Genomic DNA, 17,079 nt, shown 5'->3' on the forward strand with positions numbered 1-17,079 from the left:
GACCGAACTATCCAGAAATATTCTGGTAGAACGGTCGGCCTTTTTTTGCAGCTTCGATTTATGTCTCAGCCACTTGCTAGTCCTCGTCTGGCACGAAGACAATCGGGCGTTGATGCTGCTTACCCAGGATGATGGCGACGTCATGGTAGGAAAGCGTCATGGTCTCCCCGCCAGGGTGGACGATGTACTCATCGCGCAGCAGGTAGAGCCCGCCGAACGTGAAGACGAACAGCAGCGGCACCATGTCCAGCGTCGGGTAGTACAGGTGCATCGCAATCAAGGCGACGGTGGCCGCAATGAGCAGGGCGAGGTACTTGCCCTGCTTGCGTTCGATCGTGGGGCGCCCGCCGTGCTCAGCCATGAGGGCGTTCAAGCGCGGCTCGCGAAACAGCCGGCCGTCTGCGCTATGAAAATGTGCTGCCACCATGCATTCCTCCATTCACTCGACACTCACTTTGCCACTTGGCTAATAAGACCCCAGCAAGCTCGCCGCCTGGGTTTTGGCGGTGGCGCTTAAGGATTGGTACTCCTGGTACGCCTTGACGTAATCGCCGGCCGCGATCGCCTGGCGCAGCGGTGTCAGCTCAGGGCTGGCGAACACTGCCGAGGCGGCCACGTTGGCCTGAGCAGCTGGCACGCCGGCCTTGGTCTGCAGGAGGCCGGCCAGCTTGCTTTGGTCCCCGGCGGCCTGGATGATGCTTTTCATCGGGGTGTTTTGCAACGTGGTTGCCGCTTGGTCGATGGCGGCATCCACGGTCGGATTGCCGGTCTTGCGGGCCTGGATCTGCTTGACCACCGCGGACTTGACCGCGGTGTCGGCCGGCGTGTCGTTGCCGGTGGTGCTGCGGTAGGTGTTGTTCAGCGGGGTGAAGAATACCACCAGCAGAACGCCCAGCAGGACGATCAGCCCCAGCAGGAGGGCCAGCACCCGCGGCCAGCGGCGTTTGCGGGCCTTTTTCATTGTTCTCTGATGACGCCGGTTTGCTTTACGCATTCGATCACTGCTATATAAAATGTGGAAGAATGTCTAATGACACTAGTAAAGGATTATATTTTTCCTTTCCTAATTTTACATTCATTATTTTATTTGGTCCCGTCAACACCAGTATTCTTACGTCGGTATGCACCTCGCAACATTGACTGGCTCTTGAACCTTCAGGACATAGCCTGCCCCTGAGCGTATTGAATCAAATTCTGGACGGCATTCTCGTCGCGCTCAAGTTGAGCGCCACAGCCGTAACAATGAAACTCGTGATGTTTGGTGCCGTGAAGGGCGTTACCAGCTAAGGTCAGCTTGTCATCGCCGGCCTTCACCAATCCGCACCGACTGCATCGCTGTGTGCTCGGATAGAACCGATCGACCATCACTAACTGACGTCCGTACCATTGCGTCTTGTAATTCATCAGCACTTTGAAGCGACCGAACAACGAGCGGTGTAAGTTCTTCGCTAGTCGTTTATTCATCTTCATATGCAAGGCATCCAAGTCTTCAATGGCAATCGTGCCGTTGGCCTTCACCAGCATGGTCGTCAGCTTCTGCATGAAGTCACTTTGAATCCTCGTCACTTTCTGGTAGGTCCGCTGCAACTTGGTTTTCGTTGCGCGGTAATTGTTAGAACGGAAGTGATTTGGATTTGTCTGACGCTTGCGGGCAAGCCGGCGCTGATACAGCGATACCCGATGATACAAACTGGTGAGTTGCTCGGTCAAGACGCGAATGGCTGACATGGCCGCACCGTTGTTATAAACGAATTTACCAATGTTGGCATCAACGCCACAAATCCGTTCATTTTCAGGCAACGGTTCTGGTTTGGTCTCCTCCATGCTTAGACAAGCGTAGTAACCATCCGCCTCTTTAACGATCGCAGTCAGTTTAATCACGCCTTGCCAGCGCGGCGCCTCGGCCAAGCGAATGTCATACCACCGATCATGATAGTTCTGCGGCTTATCCAGCCGCAGCTTACCATTCACGATGGTCGCCCTGTCCGTTTTGAAGGCTTGGCGATTGCGCTTCTTCGACTTGAACCGCGGCTTGCGATGGTCCGGCATCGTGGGGTTAAAGAAATTCTCCCACGCCTGGGCTAGGTCATGCACGGCCAGTTGCAAGATCCGTGCTGAACGGGCATATTGCCAGTCCGCCTTGTTGGCGACCAATTCGTCACGGACCTTTCGTTCGTTGGGCCGTGCCGTCTTATCCGCCAGCACCACTGACGCGTCATACATCTCATTCCACGTGGCAAGGGCTTGATTGTAACAATAGCGGCGGTAATCGCATGCCTGCGCTAGTGCCCGGCGCATGGTCGCATTCGGGTAACAACGAATCTTGTGCGTTCTCAACATGCTTTCACCTCCATTTCACCGATGAAAATCATAGCAAATGAAGATGAAAGCGCATTGTCAAGACAAGATGAAAGACGTCATCCCGTCTCCATGCATCAGTCAGTAATTTTTCACGAGTTTATCATCTTGTCGCACTAGTCATTCTGCCTTCCACTTGATTACTGCAGGTTGACAAAGTACGACAAATGAACACATTGTAGGACATTATTGGTTACTGTTAAGTGCCTCCTTATGTGTTTACCATTATAGAATGTGTTTACCATTATAGAGCGTTCACGCCGCGCTATTGGTCATTACGATTGCATTTAGTACAAAGTTAGTAGGTTCGGCATTTTGAATGGGCGCTATTAGGTACTCACTAACAATAGCAAGCATGGACCAAAAGTGTGATATTTTTGTGGTGATTTGGCTAAAGGGCTTAGCCAGCACCATCGCCATGTTCTAAATCCCAATGACAAACAGTGGCTTTGTCCGATTGACATTTGCCCAAATAATCGTACGTTTAACATGTAAACGATTACAAGTCCGGCGTTAAACTACCGGATTTGTCTAGTTGGGGTGAGTATTCTTTTTGAAGAAGTTTTTACTTACGGTGACTCGTAAAAATAAGGAGGGCGGGAAGGCCCTGAAATGGATCAGGGTTTTCGGCATCGGATAATGAAGAGAAAGAAAATCATCAAGAGCGTCATTCAGTTTGGAATTACCCTGCTTCTCGGCATCGCCATTGGTGTTTTGGCCGTACATTTTTGGCCACAGAGCACTAAAATTCCGAGCGAAGGGATTGTAGTAGTTGGCCCCACGCGCGCCAAAACGTTGCGTTACTCTGGACCTGACGGTAGCGCGACCTTTCCTAATCCAAGCCGCTCGCTTTGCGTGATCGTTCGCCACCGTGACTTCATCGCCGCGTATCGATTAGTTGACAATCGTCAGCAATAGATAGCTGTTGCTGAGTCCAAGTTGTCTGCCTGATTCCACGGCGGAGCGACAGCCTTGGTTTTAGAGATCGCTCGTGGGTCCGTACTGTTAAAGTCGGGGGCTGTGTCAATTAGTGCTGATTAATCATCTTGCTGGAGGGCCCTCGTTTTTGAGAGGGTCTTTTACTATTTTGTGGCTGGTGAATTATCCCTTGTTTTGTAAGCATGCGTCGATCGATCGTAAGCGCCTATGTTGCCGTCGTGCTTAGTGGTCGGAGTATAACGCCTTAAACTATTGGCTCACGCACTGCCCCGCGCCAGAGAAATCTAGAATCTCTGGCGTGATTGATTTGTAGCCGTTATTTGGTAAGATTCTCTGATTTTTCTTTGGTCGCGATGTGAACGACCCGCGAGAACCGCAGATACGCGATGAAGTGGAAGACCACGCCGGCGACCAGCAGGACCCCTGCGACCAGGTTCGAGAAGCTGGTCGCGATCATGGACAGCAGGTAGATGCTGACGCTGCGGGCCGGATCCAGGCGAATCCGCTCGTAGTGGCTGGTGATGCCGCTGCGCTCGATGGTCTGCAGCTCCGGATGATGCTCCAGGTAGCGGTACAGCAGCAGGAAGGAGAAGGAGATCAAGAGCGCCACGCCGTCGTACACGATGAAGGCCAGGCGAATGTCACCCTTGTTGCCGTCCAGCAGGGCTTCGATCAGCAGCACCATCGCGTAGTTGACCAGCGTGACGGTGAACAGCACGAACAAGTTGAGCACGTTCAAGGTGCGGTTGGTGCGCTTGACGTACTGGAAGTAGTCGTGGTGAAACAGCCAGTTGGTGCCCACGTAGAAGTAGGAGAGCACGTACATCAAAAATAACGGCGCCTGGTGGCTGACCAGCTGGGAAAGCGACCCCGGCTTAATGGTTTCCGGTTGAAACTCCAAGATCAGGATGGTCAGCAGGATGGCAAACACGCCATCGCTGAGCGCGTCGATCCGTGATTTACTCATTGCGGGTCACCTCGAGAAAAATTTGCTCGGCCAACGCGGTGGTCGAAGGGGCCGTGAGCACCTGGTCTTGCGGCAGCCAGTCCTGGTGTCGCCACCAGCGGCGCAGCCGGTCAGGGCCGAACGGCTGGGGCTTTGCGGCGTCCCTGGCCACCGTCTCTTCAAACGCCAGGTCCAGGTAGTAGCTGAACGCGCGCGGGGCGAACGTCGCCTGCACGCGGGCCAGCATGGCGCCGTACACGTCCCGGCGCAGGATGCCCTCAACGATTGTGTAGTGGTAGTGGGCCTTGCCGAACGCGGCCAGCGTCGCGATCAGGGGGACCGCAGGCGTGTCTTCGTGGTCCTGGCGTGCAGCAGGTCGCGCCGGAGCATGTCCTGATGCAGGACTAGCGTCTGGGCCTGGGGCAGCCGGGCGGCCAGCTTGTTTGCTAGGGTGGTTTTGCCGCTGGCGGAATTGCCGCGCAGCAGAATGAGGGTCGCGGTCATCTTGCCACCTCCTTTGGTGCTAGTATGCCGCAATCTGGCCAAAAAAACACCCGCCAGTCGTTGGCGGGTGCGAATCAAGTCAATTTTACAGATTCTTGTCCATGTTGAAGGTCAGCTTGGAAAGCTCCATGCCTTGCATCAGCATGCTGGCGATCTGACGCTTGGCCTCGGCCTTGACCGCGGCGACCAGCTTGTAGTTGGCCTGGGTCAGCGCGTCGGTCAGCGCCTGGCCGGCCAAATCCTTGGTGGCGGCGTCGGTTTCCGCAATGTGGATCCGGTACAGGCGGTACTGCTCGGTCAGGTAGTCGCGGTTTTGCTGGATGAACTTGCTGTAGTGGCTTTCCACCAGCATCCCCAAGCTGCGGTGGAGCCAGTAGGCAGAGTCCTGATCCAGGTCCAGCGTCATCGGCGTCTGTGAGTACGACGGGTCGGTGTCGTCGGCGTTGCAGTAGAACGGGACATACGGGCTGTATGTCGGCATGCCGATGTTCAGCCACATGATCGCCGCGTGGCCGAAGTCGACGTCGTTTCTCAGCTGCAAAATGTGGGAGTTCTGAGTGCGGTTGAGGCCGATTGGGCGGTAACGCAGGCGGTCGGCGTCGGTCGAATCCTTCGCGAACGGGTCAAACGGCGTCTCGTTGTAGTGAGAGCCCAGGATCTGCGCGATGTCCTCGCGGGTGATCTTGTGGCTGGTCCGCATGATGAACGGCAGCTCGCCGGATTCCGGCGTCTCGCTGACTTCCGGGTTCAGGATGTGGTGGGCGTACCAGACGCGCGGCGTGTTGTAGTGGCGGTCTTTTTCGTTGAACGTCCCGAAGATGTGGCGGAAGTTCCAGCCTTCCTTGTCCGGGTTCAGGTGGTGCTGCGCGACGAATTCCTGGATGCCGGGGCTCCAGATGAAGTTGTCGCTGTCCGTGAAGTCGACCTGCTGAATGGCGACCTCGTTGGCGGCCACGGCGTACGCGTCGTCGGGGATGCGCTGAGCGACCCAGTGGTGTCCGGTGACGATCTCCATGTACCAGACGTTGTCCTTATCGGAAAACAGGACGGAGTTGCCGGCCGGTGAGCCGTACTGCTTGATCAGCTGACCGAGGTACTCAACGGCGTGGCGGGCGCTTTCGACAAACGGCAGGGTCATGTTAACGATGAGGTCCTCATCCAGGCCGTCCTTGACCAGCGGATCGAAGGCCAAGGCGCGCTCGTTGCCGTACGTCGATTCGGTGGCGGACATCGCGACGTTCTTCTCGTTGATGCCCGATTCCTCGTAGTCGCCGCCGTGTTCGGTGTCGACGTTTGGCACCGCGTTGTACCGGTAGCCGTTTTCCGGCAGATCGGCTTCAAAGCCGTTGAGCGGGGACTTGACGTGCAGCCCCTTTTGCCCAGACCAGGCCGGGTGCATGTAGAAGCGGTGCGGCGCAAGCACGTGGAACGTGTCGTCGTTGCGGGAGATCATGGTGCTGCCGTCGATGCTGGCTTTTTTCCCCACCAGAATGGACGTGCAGGCAGATTCGATTTTCATTCTTACCCCTCATTTCCAAAGACTGTACAATCAGTGTACGCCATTCTGCCGGGCTTTGCAGTAAGGCGCGGCGGCAAACTGCGCCCGGCAAAAATATTTACCGGAATCAATTGACAGGCGGGGCAATTTTTCGTAAGATATTACTCGTTGTTAAGTTATTGGGTAGTAGCGAAGTGGTAACGCAGTGGACTCTGAATCCATAATCATAGGTTCGATCCCTATCTACCCAATCAGATAATAAAGGCCGTACTTCACAAGCGCGTTCAGCCCTTGTGAGGCGCGGCTTTTCTAGTTTTTTGGATAACTGTGGGCAGTCGGCAACTCGCGGAATGGCCTGCCAAACGGGGTCGAACTAATTACCACGCCCTAAAATTGAGCTGTGCAGGGCTGGCGTACCTAGGGGACGGGTACGCCGCAGGTCAGCCTGTTTGCTTGGCGCGAGTGACAAAGTGACGGGTGTGAGCAGTGAACTAGCGCCCAGTTAAGGCGCAAATGGCCGCCGGACCATCTTCTTTGCGGGTTTTTGGCGTGAACAGTTGACAAGCCCCGCTGCGTTTTCTAAACTAGTACTCGTGCCTGAGATTATTGGGTAGTAGCGAAGTGGTAACGCAGTGGACTCTGAATCCATAATCATAGGTTCGATCCCTATCTACCCAATCAGATATAAAAGCCGGCCTTCACAAGCGCCTTGTGAAGACCGGCTTTTTTTCGGGACTTTGGCCCGGCCGGCGCTTTGCCCCCGGGCCAGCCCCGAGATCCGCCTTGCCGTGAGCGCCGCGGCGCTATTAGGGGTGGCAAGCCGATCGAGAAAGCCTATACTGGAAAATGTATTTTTTCTGGAAGGGATCGAACATGTTGAAAGGCAAACGGATTCTCCAAGTGCTGAGCGTCGGCGTGGTGGCCCTCGCCCTGGCCGGCTGCGGCCACAAGCAGGCGGCACCCAAGCTGCGGCCCAACAATCCATACACCGACAGCGAGTTTTCGCTGGGCACCATCTGCAAGGTCACGGTTTACGACAGCGGCAAGAAGCGTGCCGTGGCCGACGGGCTCAAGACGATCCGCCACATCGACAGCGAGGCGACCTTGACCCGCGGCGGGTCGGTGCTCGACGCGATCAACGCCAACGCCGGGATCAAGCCGGTCCGCGTGCCGAAGGACTTCTGGCCGCTGCTCAAAAAGGCGCAGTACTTCTCGGAAAACTCTAACGGCAGCTTCGACATGGCCATCGGGGCGGTGACGAACCTGTGGAAGATCGGCTTGCCCGGTGCCCGCGTCCCCAAGCCCGCCGAGATCACCAAGGCCCTGCCACTGGTGAACTGGCGCGACGTGCAGTTCAACGCCCAAAAGCGCACCGTCTACCTGACCAAAAAGGGGATGCGGCTAGATTTTGGCGGCATCGCCAAGGGCTGGGTCGCCGATCAGGTGCGCAACACGCTCAAGCATGACGGCGTGACCACGGCTATCATCGACCTGGGCGGCAATGTCATCGTCATGGGCCACTCGCCCAAGGCCCCGGGCCGCAAGTGGACGGTGGGCATTCAGGATCCCAAGGCCAGTCGCGGCACGCCGCTGGGCACCATCCACGCGGCGAACATGTCGGTCGTCACGGCCGGGACCTATGAGCAGTACCTGATGTCGCACGGTCACAAGTACATCTACCTGTTCGACGCCAAGACGGGTTACCCGTACGAGAACAACTTGGCCTCGGTGACCATCGTGTCCAAGGAAAGCGTCGACGGGGATGCGCTGTCCAACGCGGCCTTTGATAAGGGCCTGCAGGGCGGGCTCGCCTACATGAACCACAAGCGCAGCCAGAACATCGAGGCGATTTTCGTCACCAACGACAACAAGGTCTACATCACCAACGGTCTGAAGGCTGACTTTAAGCTGCTCGGTGGCACCAAGTACCGCGCCGGCAACTTCAAGGCGTAGGGCGGCGCAACCTTGGCAGTGTGACCACAAAAAACAGGATGAGCCATCATTGCCCTAGTCGCGTTTCACAAAGCAACGCCCAGACACGCAAACGCCCCTGCACCGCGATTCGAAATGCGCGAATCGTGATGCAGGGACGCTTGCGTTTTGGGCAAAAACCGCTTTGTGGCTCAGCCTCCTGCTATAGGGCGAGGTGAATGGCCAACACGCCGTTCGCCTGTTCCTGGGCCGGGGTGTAGTGCTGGTACGTGTCTTTGGTCATTTTGGCGACCGAGTCATGCGCCGCGGCGCCGACCTGCAGGCCGGGGTAGGCGGTGTACAGCGCCGCGAAGCTCGGAAAATGGTCGATGGCCGCGACCGCCACCCGCAGCCGGCTGCCGTCTTCCAGGTCGTTAAACGTGATGTGATTGCCCGGGCGAAGGGCGCGGCGTTTGGCGTCGTTGAGGCGCACTTCGATCGTCTTCGTCCCGGCTTGGATCAGCTTAAACTGGTCATGAGTAATTGCCATGTCCATGAGGCCACCTCCGTTTACTTGCAGTATACGCCGGCCGCAGACAAACGCCAGCCAGACGTGCTAAACTATGAGCATCAACGAGGGGGAATCGTCATGTCCGATCCACAGCAATCAAAGCACTTATTCCAGCAGATGATCGATCAAGTCATTGCCTTGGTCCTGCTGATCGTCGTGTGGCTGAACCGCGCCGCCTTGGGGCCGACCTGGACGAAGACGCTGATCATCGTGGCGCTGGTGATCTCGCTGGCCGATTACGCGATCCTGGGGCGCAAGGCCCGGCGTAAAAAATAATCGTCATGACTGCCAAATTGGGCAGTCATGACGATTATTTGCGCAGGTGCCAGATGAACAGCGCGTAGCCGAGGCACCCCAGGCCGTAGATGATGGTCGCGAGGGCCGCAAACAGCAGCCAAGGCCAGTTGAAGGCCGCCCGCATCGCCCAGAGCAGGGCGGCGAGGATCGCGGCCTGCACCGCGCGCATTTCCAGTTCGGCGAGCTGCTTATTCAAAGGACACCTCGACGTACAGGAAGTTGGCGTCGGTGACGTGGCTGAAGGTCAGCCACAGCTCGGTCGGCTCCGGGGGGTCGTCCGGGTCGATCACCTCGCCCAGCCAGCGCACGAGGCGCCGGTGATGGGAGATGAAGGAATCGGCCAGCTTGAACGCGTTCAGCCGATTTTCAGGAAACCACTCGTGCAGGCCGGGAAAAATCAACGTGTCCTTGAGGCGAAAGCTGATCGTATTTTGGTAGCCGCGGCGGATCACAGTGGTCTGCTGCGGATGGTCCTTAATGTATGTGAGCACTTGCGTTGCCAGGTCCAAATCAGCCACCTCCGTCTTGGGTCCGAGTAGAATTACTGCGGAATATGATACCATGGAACCAAGGGAAAGTATAGATTGGAGGCCTTGCGATGACAGTGCGGTTGTACTTAGTTCGCCACGGCGAAACCGAAATGAACCGGGCCCAGAAGCTCCAGGGGGTCACGGACGCTCCGCTGACGGCCAAGGGCCAAGAGGCGGCCGAGAAACTCGGCGCGCTGCTGGCCCCGATCCACTTCGATGCCGCCTACAGCTCGGATCGAAAGCGGGCCATCACCACGGCCCAGGCGATCCTGGCCGTGCATCCGGACGCCCCGCGCCTGCAGGAGAAGGCCGGGCTGCGCGAGTATTATTTTGGCGGCAATGAAGGGATGAAGAATACCGCCTTGATGCGCAAAACCACCCAGCGCTTCGGGCTGCGCGCCTTTGCCAAGATGTGGCTGGACGCACCGCAGTTTCGCACCCTGGTCCGCAACTTCCACGCCATGGACGACACGGGCCAGGCCGAGACCCTTGAAGAGCTGACTGGCCGGGTGCGGCGGGTGTTCACCACCATTGTGGCGGCCAACCAGCCGGACGCCGACGTGCTGGTCGTGGCGCACGGCATCAGCCTGAGCGCCTTGATCTACCAGCTGGCACCGCAAACCCTGCCGGTGACGATGCTGAAAAACACGAGCGTCACCCGGGTCGATGTGACCGGCAGCGACTGGCAGGTACGCGGGGTGGATCTGACTGCCACCAAGGACATTCTGGCCTTGGCCGGCAAGGCGCCAAAAGCGCCGGTGCACGATCAGAAGTAAAGCGGTCTGGGTCATCGAGCGGCGATGGCCCAGCCCTTTTTTTACGCAAAAATTTTCTGAAACGGGGTGGAAAACGGGTTGTTTTTCAGGTCAATGCGCGTATAATGACATCTTGTCACATGACGATATGTCATCTTGCACGAAAGGAGCACGTATGCCAAAACCAACCTTCTTCCGCCTGGCGGAAGCCAAGCGGGCCCGCCTGATCAAGGCCGCTTATGATGAGTTCTCGCGCGCACCGTTTCCGGATGCCAGCATTTCGAACATCATTAAGGATGCTGGGATCCCGCGCGGTAGTTTTTATCAGTACTTCGACGATAAAAGCGACATCTTCTTCTATTTACTAGACCGCACCCGCTCGCAGACCGAAGCACTGTTTGAGCAGGCCATGACCGCGCATGACGGGGACCTCTTCGGCATGATGGGCGACTTTTTTGACGCGGCGATCGATAAGCTGCTAGTGGGCACACACCGGGAATTCTATGCCAACGTCTTTTTGTACATGGACTTCCACCACGCGGCGCATTTCTCAAGCAAAGCCGCTAAAAGCCAGGAGCCGCACCATAAGAAGGCCTTTCTGTCATACACGCTGGAGCACGTCGACCGCTCGCGGCTGCGGGCCCAGTCTGACGAGGAAGTCAGCATGCTGTTTCGGCAGGTGATGTGGGTATTCATGCAGTCGATCGGCTATTATTACAGCCGGCTCAAGGCCGGGGAGAACGTCTCGCCGGCAAGTTTGAAAGCGCGCATGGCCAAAATGCTCAACTGGCTTGAGTACGGGGCTGTGGACGCGAAGGAGGAAAGCCATGATTAAATTAGCCAAAGGGCGGGTCTCGCTGCCCCAGATCCTGGGGGCCGTGCTGTTCATGATCGTCCAGGTCATCACCAGCCTTTATTTACCCAACCTGACCGCCGACATCGTGAACAACGGGGTCGCCACCGGGAACATCAACTACATCTGGCAGGAGGGCTTCAAGATGATCGCGTTTGCGGTCATCAGTGCCGTTGCTGCGGTCGGCAACGTCTTCTTGGCGGCGCGCGTGTCCCAAAAGCTGGGCCAGCGCATCCGCAGCGACGTGTACCGGAAGGTCATCAATTACTCGCACGATGAAATGGACCAGATCGGCACCAGCAGTTTGATCACCCGGACCACCAACGACGTCACGCAGATCCAAAACGTCTGGGTCATGATCCTGCGTATGATGATCATGGCGCCGATCATGCTGATCGGGGCAAGCTTTCTGGCTTACCAGAAGAACCACACGCTGACGCTGATCTTTCTGGTCGTGCTGCCCATCATGGCGATCTTCATTGGGATCGTCATGAAGTTTGCGGTGCCGCTGTTTCGCGGCATGCAGCAAAAAACCGATAACATCAACCTGGTCTTTCGTGAAGGCCTGACCGGGGTCCGGGTCATCCGGGCGTTCCGGCAGGATAAATTTGAGCAGGAGCGCTTCGAAGGGGTCAACCAGGACTACACCAACAATGCGGTCAAGGTTTTCTCCATCATGGCGATGATGATGCCAGTCATGACGCTGATCATGTCTGGGACCAACATCGCGATCGACTGGTGGGGCGGTCATTTGATCGCCGCCCAAGCGATGGAAACCGGGAACTTGATCGCGTTCATCACTTACGCCATGCAGATCCTCATGAGCTTCATGATGCTGTCGATGATCTTCGTCTTCATTCCCCGGGCGCAGGCTTCGGCCGTCCGGATCAACGAAGTGCTGGATCAGACCACGACCATCAAGACGCCCGCTAAGCCGCGGCCGATCGCCGGCACCACGCCGCAGCTGCAGTTTGACCACGTGCAGTTCCGTTACCACGGCGCCGAAGAGCCCGCATTGCAAGGGGTCGATTTTGACATGACGGCCGGGCAGACCCTGGCCATCATCGGCGGCACCGGGTCCGGTAAAAGTACGCTGGTCAACCTGATCCCGCGGTTCTACGACGTGGAGGAAGGAGCGGTCAAGGTCAACGGCCTGAACGTGAAGGACGTTGACCTCGATGAACTGCACCGCCAGATCGCGTTTGTGCCGCAGAAGGCGAACCTGTTTGCTGGGACGGTGCGCTCGAACATGCAGTACGGCAACGATGACGCCACGGACGACGAGATCTGGCACGCGCTGGAGATCGCCCAGGCCAAGGACTTCATCGCGGCCAATCCGGAAGGGCTGGACTACCGGGTCGAGCAAGGCGGGGACAACTTCTCCGGCGGCCAAAAGCAGCGGCTGGCCATCGCCCGCGCGCTGATCAAGGACGCCGCGGTTTACGTGTTCGATGATTCGTTCTCCGCGCTGGACTTTAAGACCGACGCCGAACTGCGCCAGGCCCTGAAGGACGACGAGAAGATCTCGCAGCGTGTGGTCGTCATTGTCGGCCAGCGTGTGTCGACGGTTGCGGACGCGGATACCATCATCGTGCTGGATAATGGCGTGATGGTCGGCCGCGGCAAGCACGCCGAGCTGAAGGCCAACAACGAGACGTACCGGGAAATCGTCAATTCACAAATTCGCGAAGGGGATGAAAAATAATGGCTGAATCGAAAAGCACTACGACGCCGCGGCCAGCCGGTGGCCACGGGCCAGGCGCCCGCGGCGGCCTCGTCGAAAAGCCCAAGAACTTCTGGGGCACGACCTTCCGCCTATTTGGCTACATGAAGTCGCGCCTGGTGGGCATTGCCATCGTCGTCGCCTTTGCCATCGCCTCCACGATTTTTCAGATCCGCACCCCGAAGATCTTAGGGGAAGCGACCACGGAAATCTTTAAGGGCTACATGAAGGGCGTCGCGCAGCAAAAAGCCGGCATCCCGATGAGCCAGTTCCCGATCAATTTTGACAAGATCAAGGACATCATGATCCTCGTCATCTTCATGTACCTGGCTTCGGCGGCGTTCTCGTTCATGCAGCAGTTCATCATGACCCGGATCTCCCAGCGCACCGTGTACGACCTGCGCAAGGAGCTCAAGGCCAAGATGCAGCGGCTGCCGATCAACTACTACGACACCCACAGCAACGGCGATATCATGTCCCGAGCGATCAACGACATGGACAACATCGCCTCGACCCTGCAGCAGAGTCTGACGCAGCTGGTCACCAGTACCTTCACCTTCATTGGCACGCTGTGGATGATGCTGACGATCTCCTGGAAGCTGACGCTGATCGCACTGGTCACCATTCCGCTGAGCCTGGTGATCGTCGGCATCGTGGCGCCGCGCTCGCAGAAGTACTTTGCAGGCCAGCAGAAGGCCCTGGGGCTGCTCAACAACTATGTTGAAGAGAATTACGCCGGGCAGGTCATCGTCAAGTCCTTTAACCGCGAAGAAGACGCGATGACGGCGTTTGAAGTCGAGAACCAGGCGTTTTATGACTCCGCGTGGAAGGCGCAGTTCGTCTCCGGCATCATCATGCCGCTGATGACCTTCCTGAATAACTTGGGGTACGTGTTCGTCGCCATCTTCGGGGGGATCGCTGTCTCAAACGGGACGGTCACCCTGGGGAACGTGCAGGCCTTTCTGCAGTACACCCAGCAGTTCTCCCAGCCGATCTCGCAGCTGGCCAACTTGGCCAACACGATTCAAAACACCATCGCGTCCGCCGAGCGGGTCTTCGAGGTGCTTGACGAGCCCGAGATGGAAGACATTGAATCCGGCGTCACCCCGATCGAAGGCGACAAGCACCCGCTGGTCATGGATCACGTTCAGTTCGGCTACCAGGGCAGTCCGCTGCTCATGAAGGACTACAACCTGACCGTTGAGCCGGGGCAGATGATCGCCATCGTCGGGCCGACCGGGGCCGGGAAGACCACGGTCATCAACATGCTGGAGCGCTTCTACGACGTTTCCGGCGGCTCGATCCGCATGTGGGGCAAAGACATTCGCGACATGAGCCGCGAGGACGTGCGCAGCCACTACGCGATGGTGCTGCAGGACACCTGGCTGTTCACCGGCACGATTTGGGATAACCTGAAGTACGGCCGCGAAGACGCGACCGACGAGCAGATCCTGAACGCGGCCAAGGCGGCCCACGTGGATAATTTTGTCCGCCAGCTGCCGAAGGGCTACGACACCGTGCTGAACGAATCGGCCTCCAACATTTCCCAGGGCCAGCGGCAGCTGATCACGATCGCCCGCGCCTTTGTGGCCGATCCTGAGATCCTGATCCTGGATGAGGCGACCAGCTCGGTTGATACGCGCACTGAGGTCCATATTCAGCACGCGATGGCGCGCCTGCTGGAAGGCCGCACGAGCTTCGTGGTGGCCCACCGGCTGTCCACGATCCGCGACGCCGACAACATCATTGTGATGAATCACGGCGCGATCGTTGAAACCGGGAATCACGATAATTTGATGGCGAAAAATGGCTTTTACGCTGACCTGTACAACAGTCAGTTCAGCGGTAGTACCACGATTTAAGCGCACCCTGAGGACCACTCGCTGGCGGCATTTTGCCGTTGGCTGGTGGTCCTTTTTTTGCGTCCAGCGGCGGTCAGCCCTCGCTTGCGTTTTCAAGCCGCTGGTCAGCCGGAGGCAAAATACGTGCGCTTTTTTGCTTCACCGGCTATGCTTGAGGGCAAAAAGGCAGGAGGTGAGCATGTGGTTCAGATGATGTTGAATCCCGCGTCGCGCATCGGCTTTGTCGCGCTGCTGGTGCAGGACTTGCCGCAGATGCGGGACTGGTACACGACGATGCTGGGGCTGGAGATCCTGCAGGAGGAGCCCGGGCGGGTCCTGCTGGGGCTCAAGGCCAACCACCGGGTGCTGGTCGTGCTGGAGGCCGGGGGCGTCGTGACCAAAACCCCCACCGCCGGGCTGAGCGCCTTTGCCCTGGCGGTGCCGACCTGGTCGGAGGTGCTGCAGCACGTGGCCTGGCTCAAGGCCCATGACGCCACCCTCAGCCCCTGGTTCAAAACCGGCTTCAGCCGCGGCGTGCGCCTGAAGGACCCCGAGGGCACCGAGGTGATCCTGGAGTACGATGAGGGCCCGCGGCTGGTGGCCGGGCGCGGCTACAACTTTACGAACGCCGTGGCCCAGCCGCTGACTGCGCCGCGCTTGCCCAAGCCCGCGGCGCGCCTGCCGGTTTTGCCGCCACCGACGTTCATTGGCCGGCTGGTGGTGGCCACCCCGCGCCTGGATCAGACGGTGACTCACATCCAGCAGCTGCTGGGCTTCATTCGCCAGCAGAAGACGAAGGACTGGGCGTATTTAACGGTGGGCGACAACACCCGGCACATCGGCATCGAGGTGCAGGCCCAAAAGCTGGGCCCGCGTCCGGACAACGCCGCTGGTGCCCACTACCTCAGCATGGTGGTCCCTAACCTCAGCATGCTCAACCTGCTGCGGATGAACCTGACCACGCACGCCTGGAAGCAGTTCGAGTTCGACGCGCAAAACGACTACCTGATGATCGAGGGGCCAAACGGGCTGACCGTTTGGTTCTCCCTGGCCTAAAAATGCCGACCTGCTGCGGGTCGGCTTTTTGCTTGCGGTATACTAAAGCCTAGGAGGCGAGGCAGATGGACGTCATGGCGGCAGCAAAGCAGATGGTGAAAGACAGGCTGGCCCCAGGGGTGACGGCGGCGTGGCTGCACGATGGGGCGTTCGAAGTGGAAGTTTACGGGGATGCCACTTGGCAGCCGACAGTCACGCCGCTGCACGCGGGGATGCTGTACGACGTGGCCTCCTTGACCAAGGTGATCGGGACCACCACGGTCTTCTTGCAGGCGGTCAGCGAAGGGCTTGTGCGCATTGACGATCGCATCCAAACGTTCCTGCCGGACTTCCCGCACGCCACGACCTTTCGCCAGGCCCTGACGCACACCTCCGGGCTGGAGGGCTACATCCCGCACCGCGACGACTTGGCGCCCGCGGCCCTGCGGCAGGCGCTGATCACCCAGCTGAAGGTGACCGCCGAGTGTGATCACGAGGTCGTCTACCGCGACGTCAACCTCCTGCTCACCGGCTGGGCGCTGGAAGCAGTCTACGGCGCCCCGATCCAGGCGCTGATCCAGCGCCGCGTCTTGGCCCCGCTGGGCCTGCCGGCGGCGACGTTCGCCCCGGACCCAGCGCGGTGCGTACCGACCAGCTATTCAAAAGCGGCCGGCCTCCGGCGCGGGGTGGTCCACGACCCCAAAGCGGCGATCCTCGGCGTGCACAGCGGCTCGGCCGGCCTGTTTGCCAGCCTGGCCGACCTGATCGTATTCAGCGAGTACGCCTTTGGCCGGCGCCGCAGTCCGGCGTGGCCAAGTGCGTTTGCCGGGATCCTCAGGGATGAGACCACCGGGGGGCTGGGCCGCAGCCTCGGCTGGGACCTGCGGCGCGATGCCGCCGGCCGGCTGTGGCTGTACCACACCGGCTACACCGGCACCTTCTGGCTGATCCAGCCGGCCCTCAAGCAGGCGCTGATCGTGCTGACCAACCGCGTCCACCCGACCCCGAACATGGCTTTCCTCACGGCCCGCGACAAACTGATCGCGGCCTTTCTGGCCCAGGGATAGGGCAGGGCGGCCTCCGCAGGGAGGGGGCTGGCGACGCGAAGCTAGAGTGGTGGCCGCCGCTTCGAGCCTCGCAAGCGAGTCTCTCAGTCGGGGCTTGTTCTAAGCCGACAAGTCGGCTAAGAACAATTTCACCACTGAGCCCCCTCCCTGCTCCGGCCGCCCGGCCCTTGGCAACACCATGAACGCGCTCCTTGGCGGGCGGGCTGAGGTGGCTTGGACAGGCTAACCCTGAGCTAAAATTGGCTGACGGC

General features: G+C 58.7%; 19 protein-coding genes and 2 tRNA genes. 11 read left to right on the forward strand and 10 right to left on the reverse strand.

The window, feature by feature from the left end; all coding sequences use genetic code 11:
• Positions 1 to 76 precede the first annotated feature (76 nt).
• The 3 genes from EKM85_RS07165 to EKM85_RS07175 all read right to left on the reverse strand — a co-directional run bounded on the left by EKM85_RS07165 (position 77) and on the right by EKM85_RS07175 (position 2,340).
• The gene (locus EKM85_RS07165; RefSeq protein WP_125585591.1) at positions 77 to 427 is read right to left on the reverse strand and encodes a hypothetical protein; all 351 of its coding nucleotides are present in this window, start codon (positions 425 to 427) and stop codon (positions 77 to 79) included.
• 39 nt (positions 428 to 466) lie between these two features.
• Positions 467 to 994, reverse strand: a complete 528-nt coding sequence (locus EKM85_RS07170; protein ID WP_225418953.1) for a hypothetical protein — start codon at positions 992 to 994, stop codon at positions 467 to 469.
• 161 nt (positions 995 to 1,155) lie between these two features.
• Positions 1,156 to 2,340 carry an RNA-guided endonuclease InsQ/TnpB family protein gene (locus EKM85_RS07175; RefSeq protein ID WP_125585592.1) on the reverse strand — a complete coding sequence of 395 codons (1,185 nt, stop codon included), beginning with the start codon at positions 2,338 to 2,340 and terminating at the stop codon, positions 1,156 to 1,158.
• Between the two features lie 630 nt (positions 2,341 to 2,970).
• Between EKM85_RS07175 and EKM85_RS07180 the strand changes: the two genes are divergently transcribed.
• Positions 2,971 to 3,276, forward strand: coding sequence for a hypothetical protein (locus EKM85_RS07180; RefSeq protein WP_125585593.1), 306 nt, complete (start codon positions 2,971 to 2,973; stop codon positions 3,274 to 3,276).
• Positions 3,277 to 3,613: 337 nt separating this feature from the next.
• Here the strand turns inward: EKM85_RS07180 and EKM85_RS07185 are convergent, their stop codons facing one another.
• The 4 genes from EKM85_RS07185 to EKM85_RS07200 form a co-directional block, all read right to left on the reverse strand.
• Positions 3,614 to 4,264, reverse strand: a complete 651-nt coding sequence (locus tag EKM85_RS07185) for a TMEM175 family protein (protein ID WP_125585594.1) — start codon at positions 4,262 to 4,264, stop codon at positions 3,614 to 3,616.
• Positions 4,257 to 4,490, reverse strand: coding sequence for a P-loop NTPase family protein (locus tag EKM85_RS07190; protein ID WP_125585595.1), 234 nt, complete (start codon positions 4,488 to 4,490; stop codon positions 4,257 to 4,259). The genes EKM85_RS07185 and EKM85_RS07190 overlap by 8 nt, the downstream gene beginning before the upstream one ends.
• A gap of 83 nt (positions 4,491 to 4,573) precedes the next feature.
• On the reverse strand, positions 4,574 to 4,747 hold the full coding sequence (locus EKM85_RS07195) for an AAA family ATPase (protein ID WP_125585596.1): 174 nt from the start codon (positions 4,745 to 4,747) through the stop codon (positions 4,574 to 4,576).
• An 85-nt stretch (positions 4,748 to 4,832) separates the two neighbouring features.
• Positions 4,833 to 6,266, reverse strand: coding sequence for a C69 family dipeptidase (locus EKM85_RS07200; RefSeq protein WP_125585597.1), 1,434 nt, complete (start codon positions 6,264 to 6,266; stop codon positions 4,833 to 4,835).
• A 159-nt stretch (positions 6,267 to 6,425) separates the two neighbouring features.
• Here EKM85_RS07200 and EKM85_RS07205 point away from each other — a divergent pair.
• The 3 genes from EKM85_RS07205 to EKM85_RS07215 all read left to right on the forward strand — a co-directional run bounded on the left by EKM85_RS07205 (position 6,426) and on the right by EKM85_RS07215 (position 8,198).
• Positions 6,426 to 6,496: transfer RNA gene (locus tag EKM85_RS07205), tRNA-Gln, on the forward strand.
• A gap of 356 nt (positions 6,497 to 6,852) precedes the next feature.
• A tRNA-Gln gene (locus tag EKM85_RS07210) sits at positions 6,853 to 6,923 on the forward strand.
• Positions 6,924 to 7,118: 195 nt separating this feature from the next.
• Positions 7,119 to 8,198, forward strand: a complete 1,080-nt coding sequence (locus tag EKM85_RS07215) for an FAD:protein FMN transferase (RefSeq protein ID WP_125585598.1) — start codon at positions 7,119 to 7,121, stop codon at positions 8,196 to 8,198.
• Positions 8,199 to 8,379: 181 nt separating this feature from the next.
• On the opposite strand, the gene EKM85_RS07220 is transcribed toward EKM85_RS07215, so the two are convergent.
• On the reverse strand, positions 8,380 to 8,712 hold the full coding sequence (locus tag EKM85_RS07220; RefSeq protein ID WP_125585599.1) for an ASCH domain-containing protein: 333 nt from the start codon (positions 8,710 to 8,712) through the stop codon (positions 8,380 to 8,382).
• Positions 8,713 to 8,805: 93 nt separating this feature from the next.
• Between EKM85_RS07220 and EKM85_RS07225 the strand changes: the two genes are divergently transcribed.
• Complete coding sequence (locus tag EKM85_RS07225; RefSeq protein ID WP_125585600.1) at positions 8,806 to 9,003, forward strand: hypothetical protein; 198 nt, start codon at positions 8,806 to 8,808, stop codon at positions 9,001 to 9,003.
• A gap of 34 nt (positions 9,004 to 9,037) precedes the next feature.
• Here the strand turns inward: EKM85_RS07225 and EKM85_RS07230 are convergent, their stop codons facing one another.
• On the reverse strand, positions 9,038 to 9,220 hold the full coding sequence (locus EKM85_RS07230; protein ID WP_125585601.1) for a hypothetical protein: 183 nt from the start codon (positions 9,218 to 9,220) through the stop codon (positions 9,038 to 9,040).
• On the reverse strand, positions 9,213 to 9,533 hold the full coding sequence (locus EKM85_RS07235; protein ID WP_125585602.1) for a hypothetical protein: 321 nt from the start codon (positions 9,531 to 9,533) through the stop codon (positions 9,213 to 9,215). Before EKM85_RS07235 ends, EKM85_RS07230 begins: the two co-directional genes overlap by 8 nt.
• Positions 9,534 to 9,622: 89 nt before the next feature.
• Here EKM85_RS07235 and EKM85_RS07240 point away from each other — a divergent pair, with 89 nt between their 5' ends.
• From EKM85_RS07240 to EKM85_RS07265, 6 genes are all read left to right on the forward strand, one after another.
• Positions 9,623 to 10,330, forward strand: coding sequence for a histidine phosphatase family protein (locus EKM85_RS07240; protein WP_125585603.1), 708 nt, complete (start codon positions 9,623 to 9,625; stop codon positions 10,328 to 10,330).
• Positions 10,331 to 10,484: 154 nt separating this feature from the next.
• Positions 10,485 to 11,144 carry a TetR/AcrR family transcriptional regulator gene (locus EKM85_RS07245; RefSeq protein WP_125585604.1) on the forward strand — a complete coding sequence of 220 codons (660 nt, stop codon included), beginning with the start codon at positions 10,485 to 10,487 and terminating at the stop codon, positions 11,142 to 11,144.
• Positions 11,137 to 12,867 carry an ABC transporter ATP-binding protein gene (locus EKM85_RS07250; RefSeq protein WP_125585605.1) on the forward strand — a complete coding sequence of 577 codons (1,731 nt, stop codon included), beginning with the start codon at positions 11,137 to 11,139 and terminating at the stop codon, positions 12,865 to 12,867. The genes EKM85_RS07245 and EKM85_RS07250 overlap by 8 nt, the downstream gene beginning before the upstream one ends.
• Positions 12,867 to 14,747 (forward strand): ABC transporter ATP-binding protein, encoded by a 1,881-nt coding sequence (locus EKM85_RS07255; RefSeq protein ID WP_164510704.1) that lies wholly within the window; start codon positions 12,867 to 12,869, stop codon positions 14,745 to 14,747. The genes EKM85_RS07250 and EKM85_RS07255 overlap by 1 nt, the downstream gene beginning before the upstream one ends.
• A gap of 189 nt (positions 14,748 to 14,936) precedes the next feature.
• Positions 14,937 to 15,782 carry a VOC family protein gene (locus tag EKM85_RS07260; RefSeq protein WP_225418955.1) on the forward strand — a complete coding sequence of 282 codons (846 nt, stop codon included), beginning with the start codon at positions 14,937 to 14,939 and terminating at the stop codon, positions 15,780 to 15,782.
• A 65-nt stretch (positions 15,783 to 15,847) separates the two neighbouring features.
• Positions 15,848 to 16,828 carry a serine hydrolase domain-containing protein gene (locus EKM85_RS07265; protein WP_125585608.1) on the forward strand — a complete coding sequence of 327 codons (981 nt, stop codon included), beginning with the start codon at positions 15,848 to 15,850 and terminating at the stop codon, positions 16,826 to 16,828.
• Positions 16,829 to 17,079: the final 251 nt, after the last annotated feature.

The sequence above is a fragment of the Lacticaseibacillus jixianensis genome (assembly GCF_003946485.1).
Taxonomy (GTDB): domain Bacteria; phylum Bacillota; class Bacilli; order Lactobacillales; family Lactobacillaceae; genus Lacticaseibacillus; species Lacticaseibacillus jixianensis.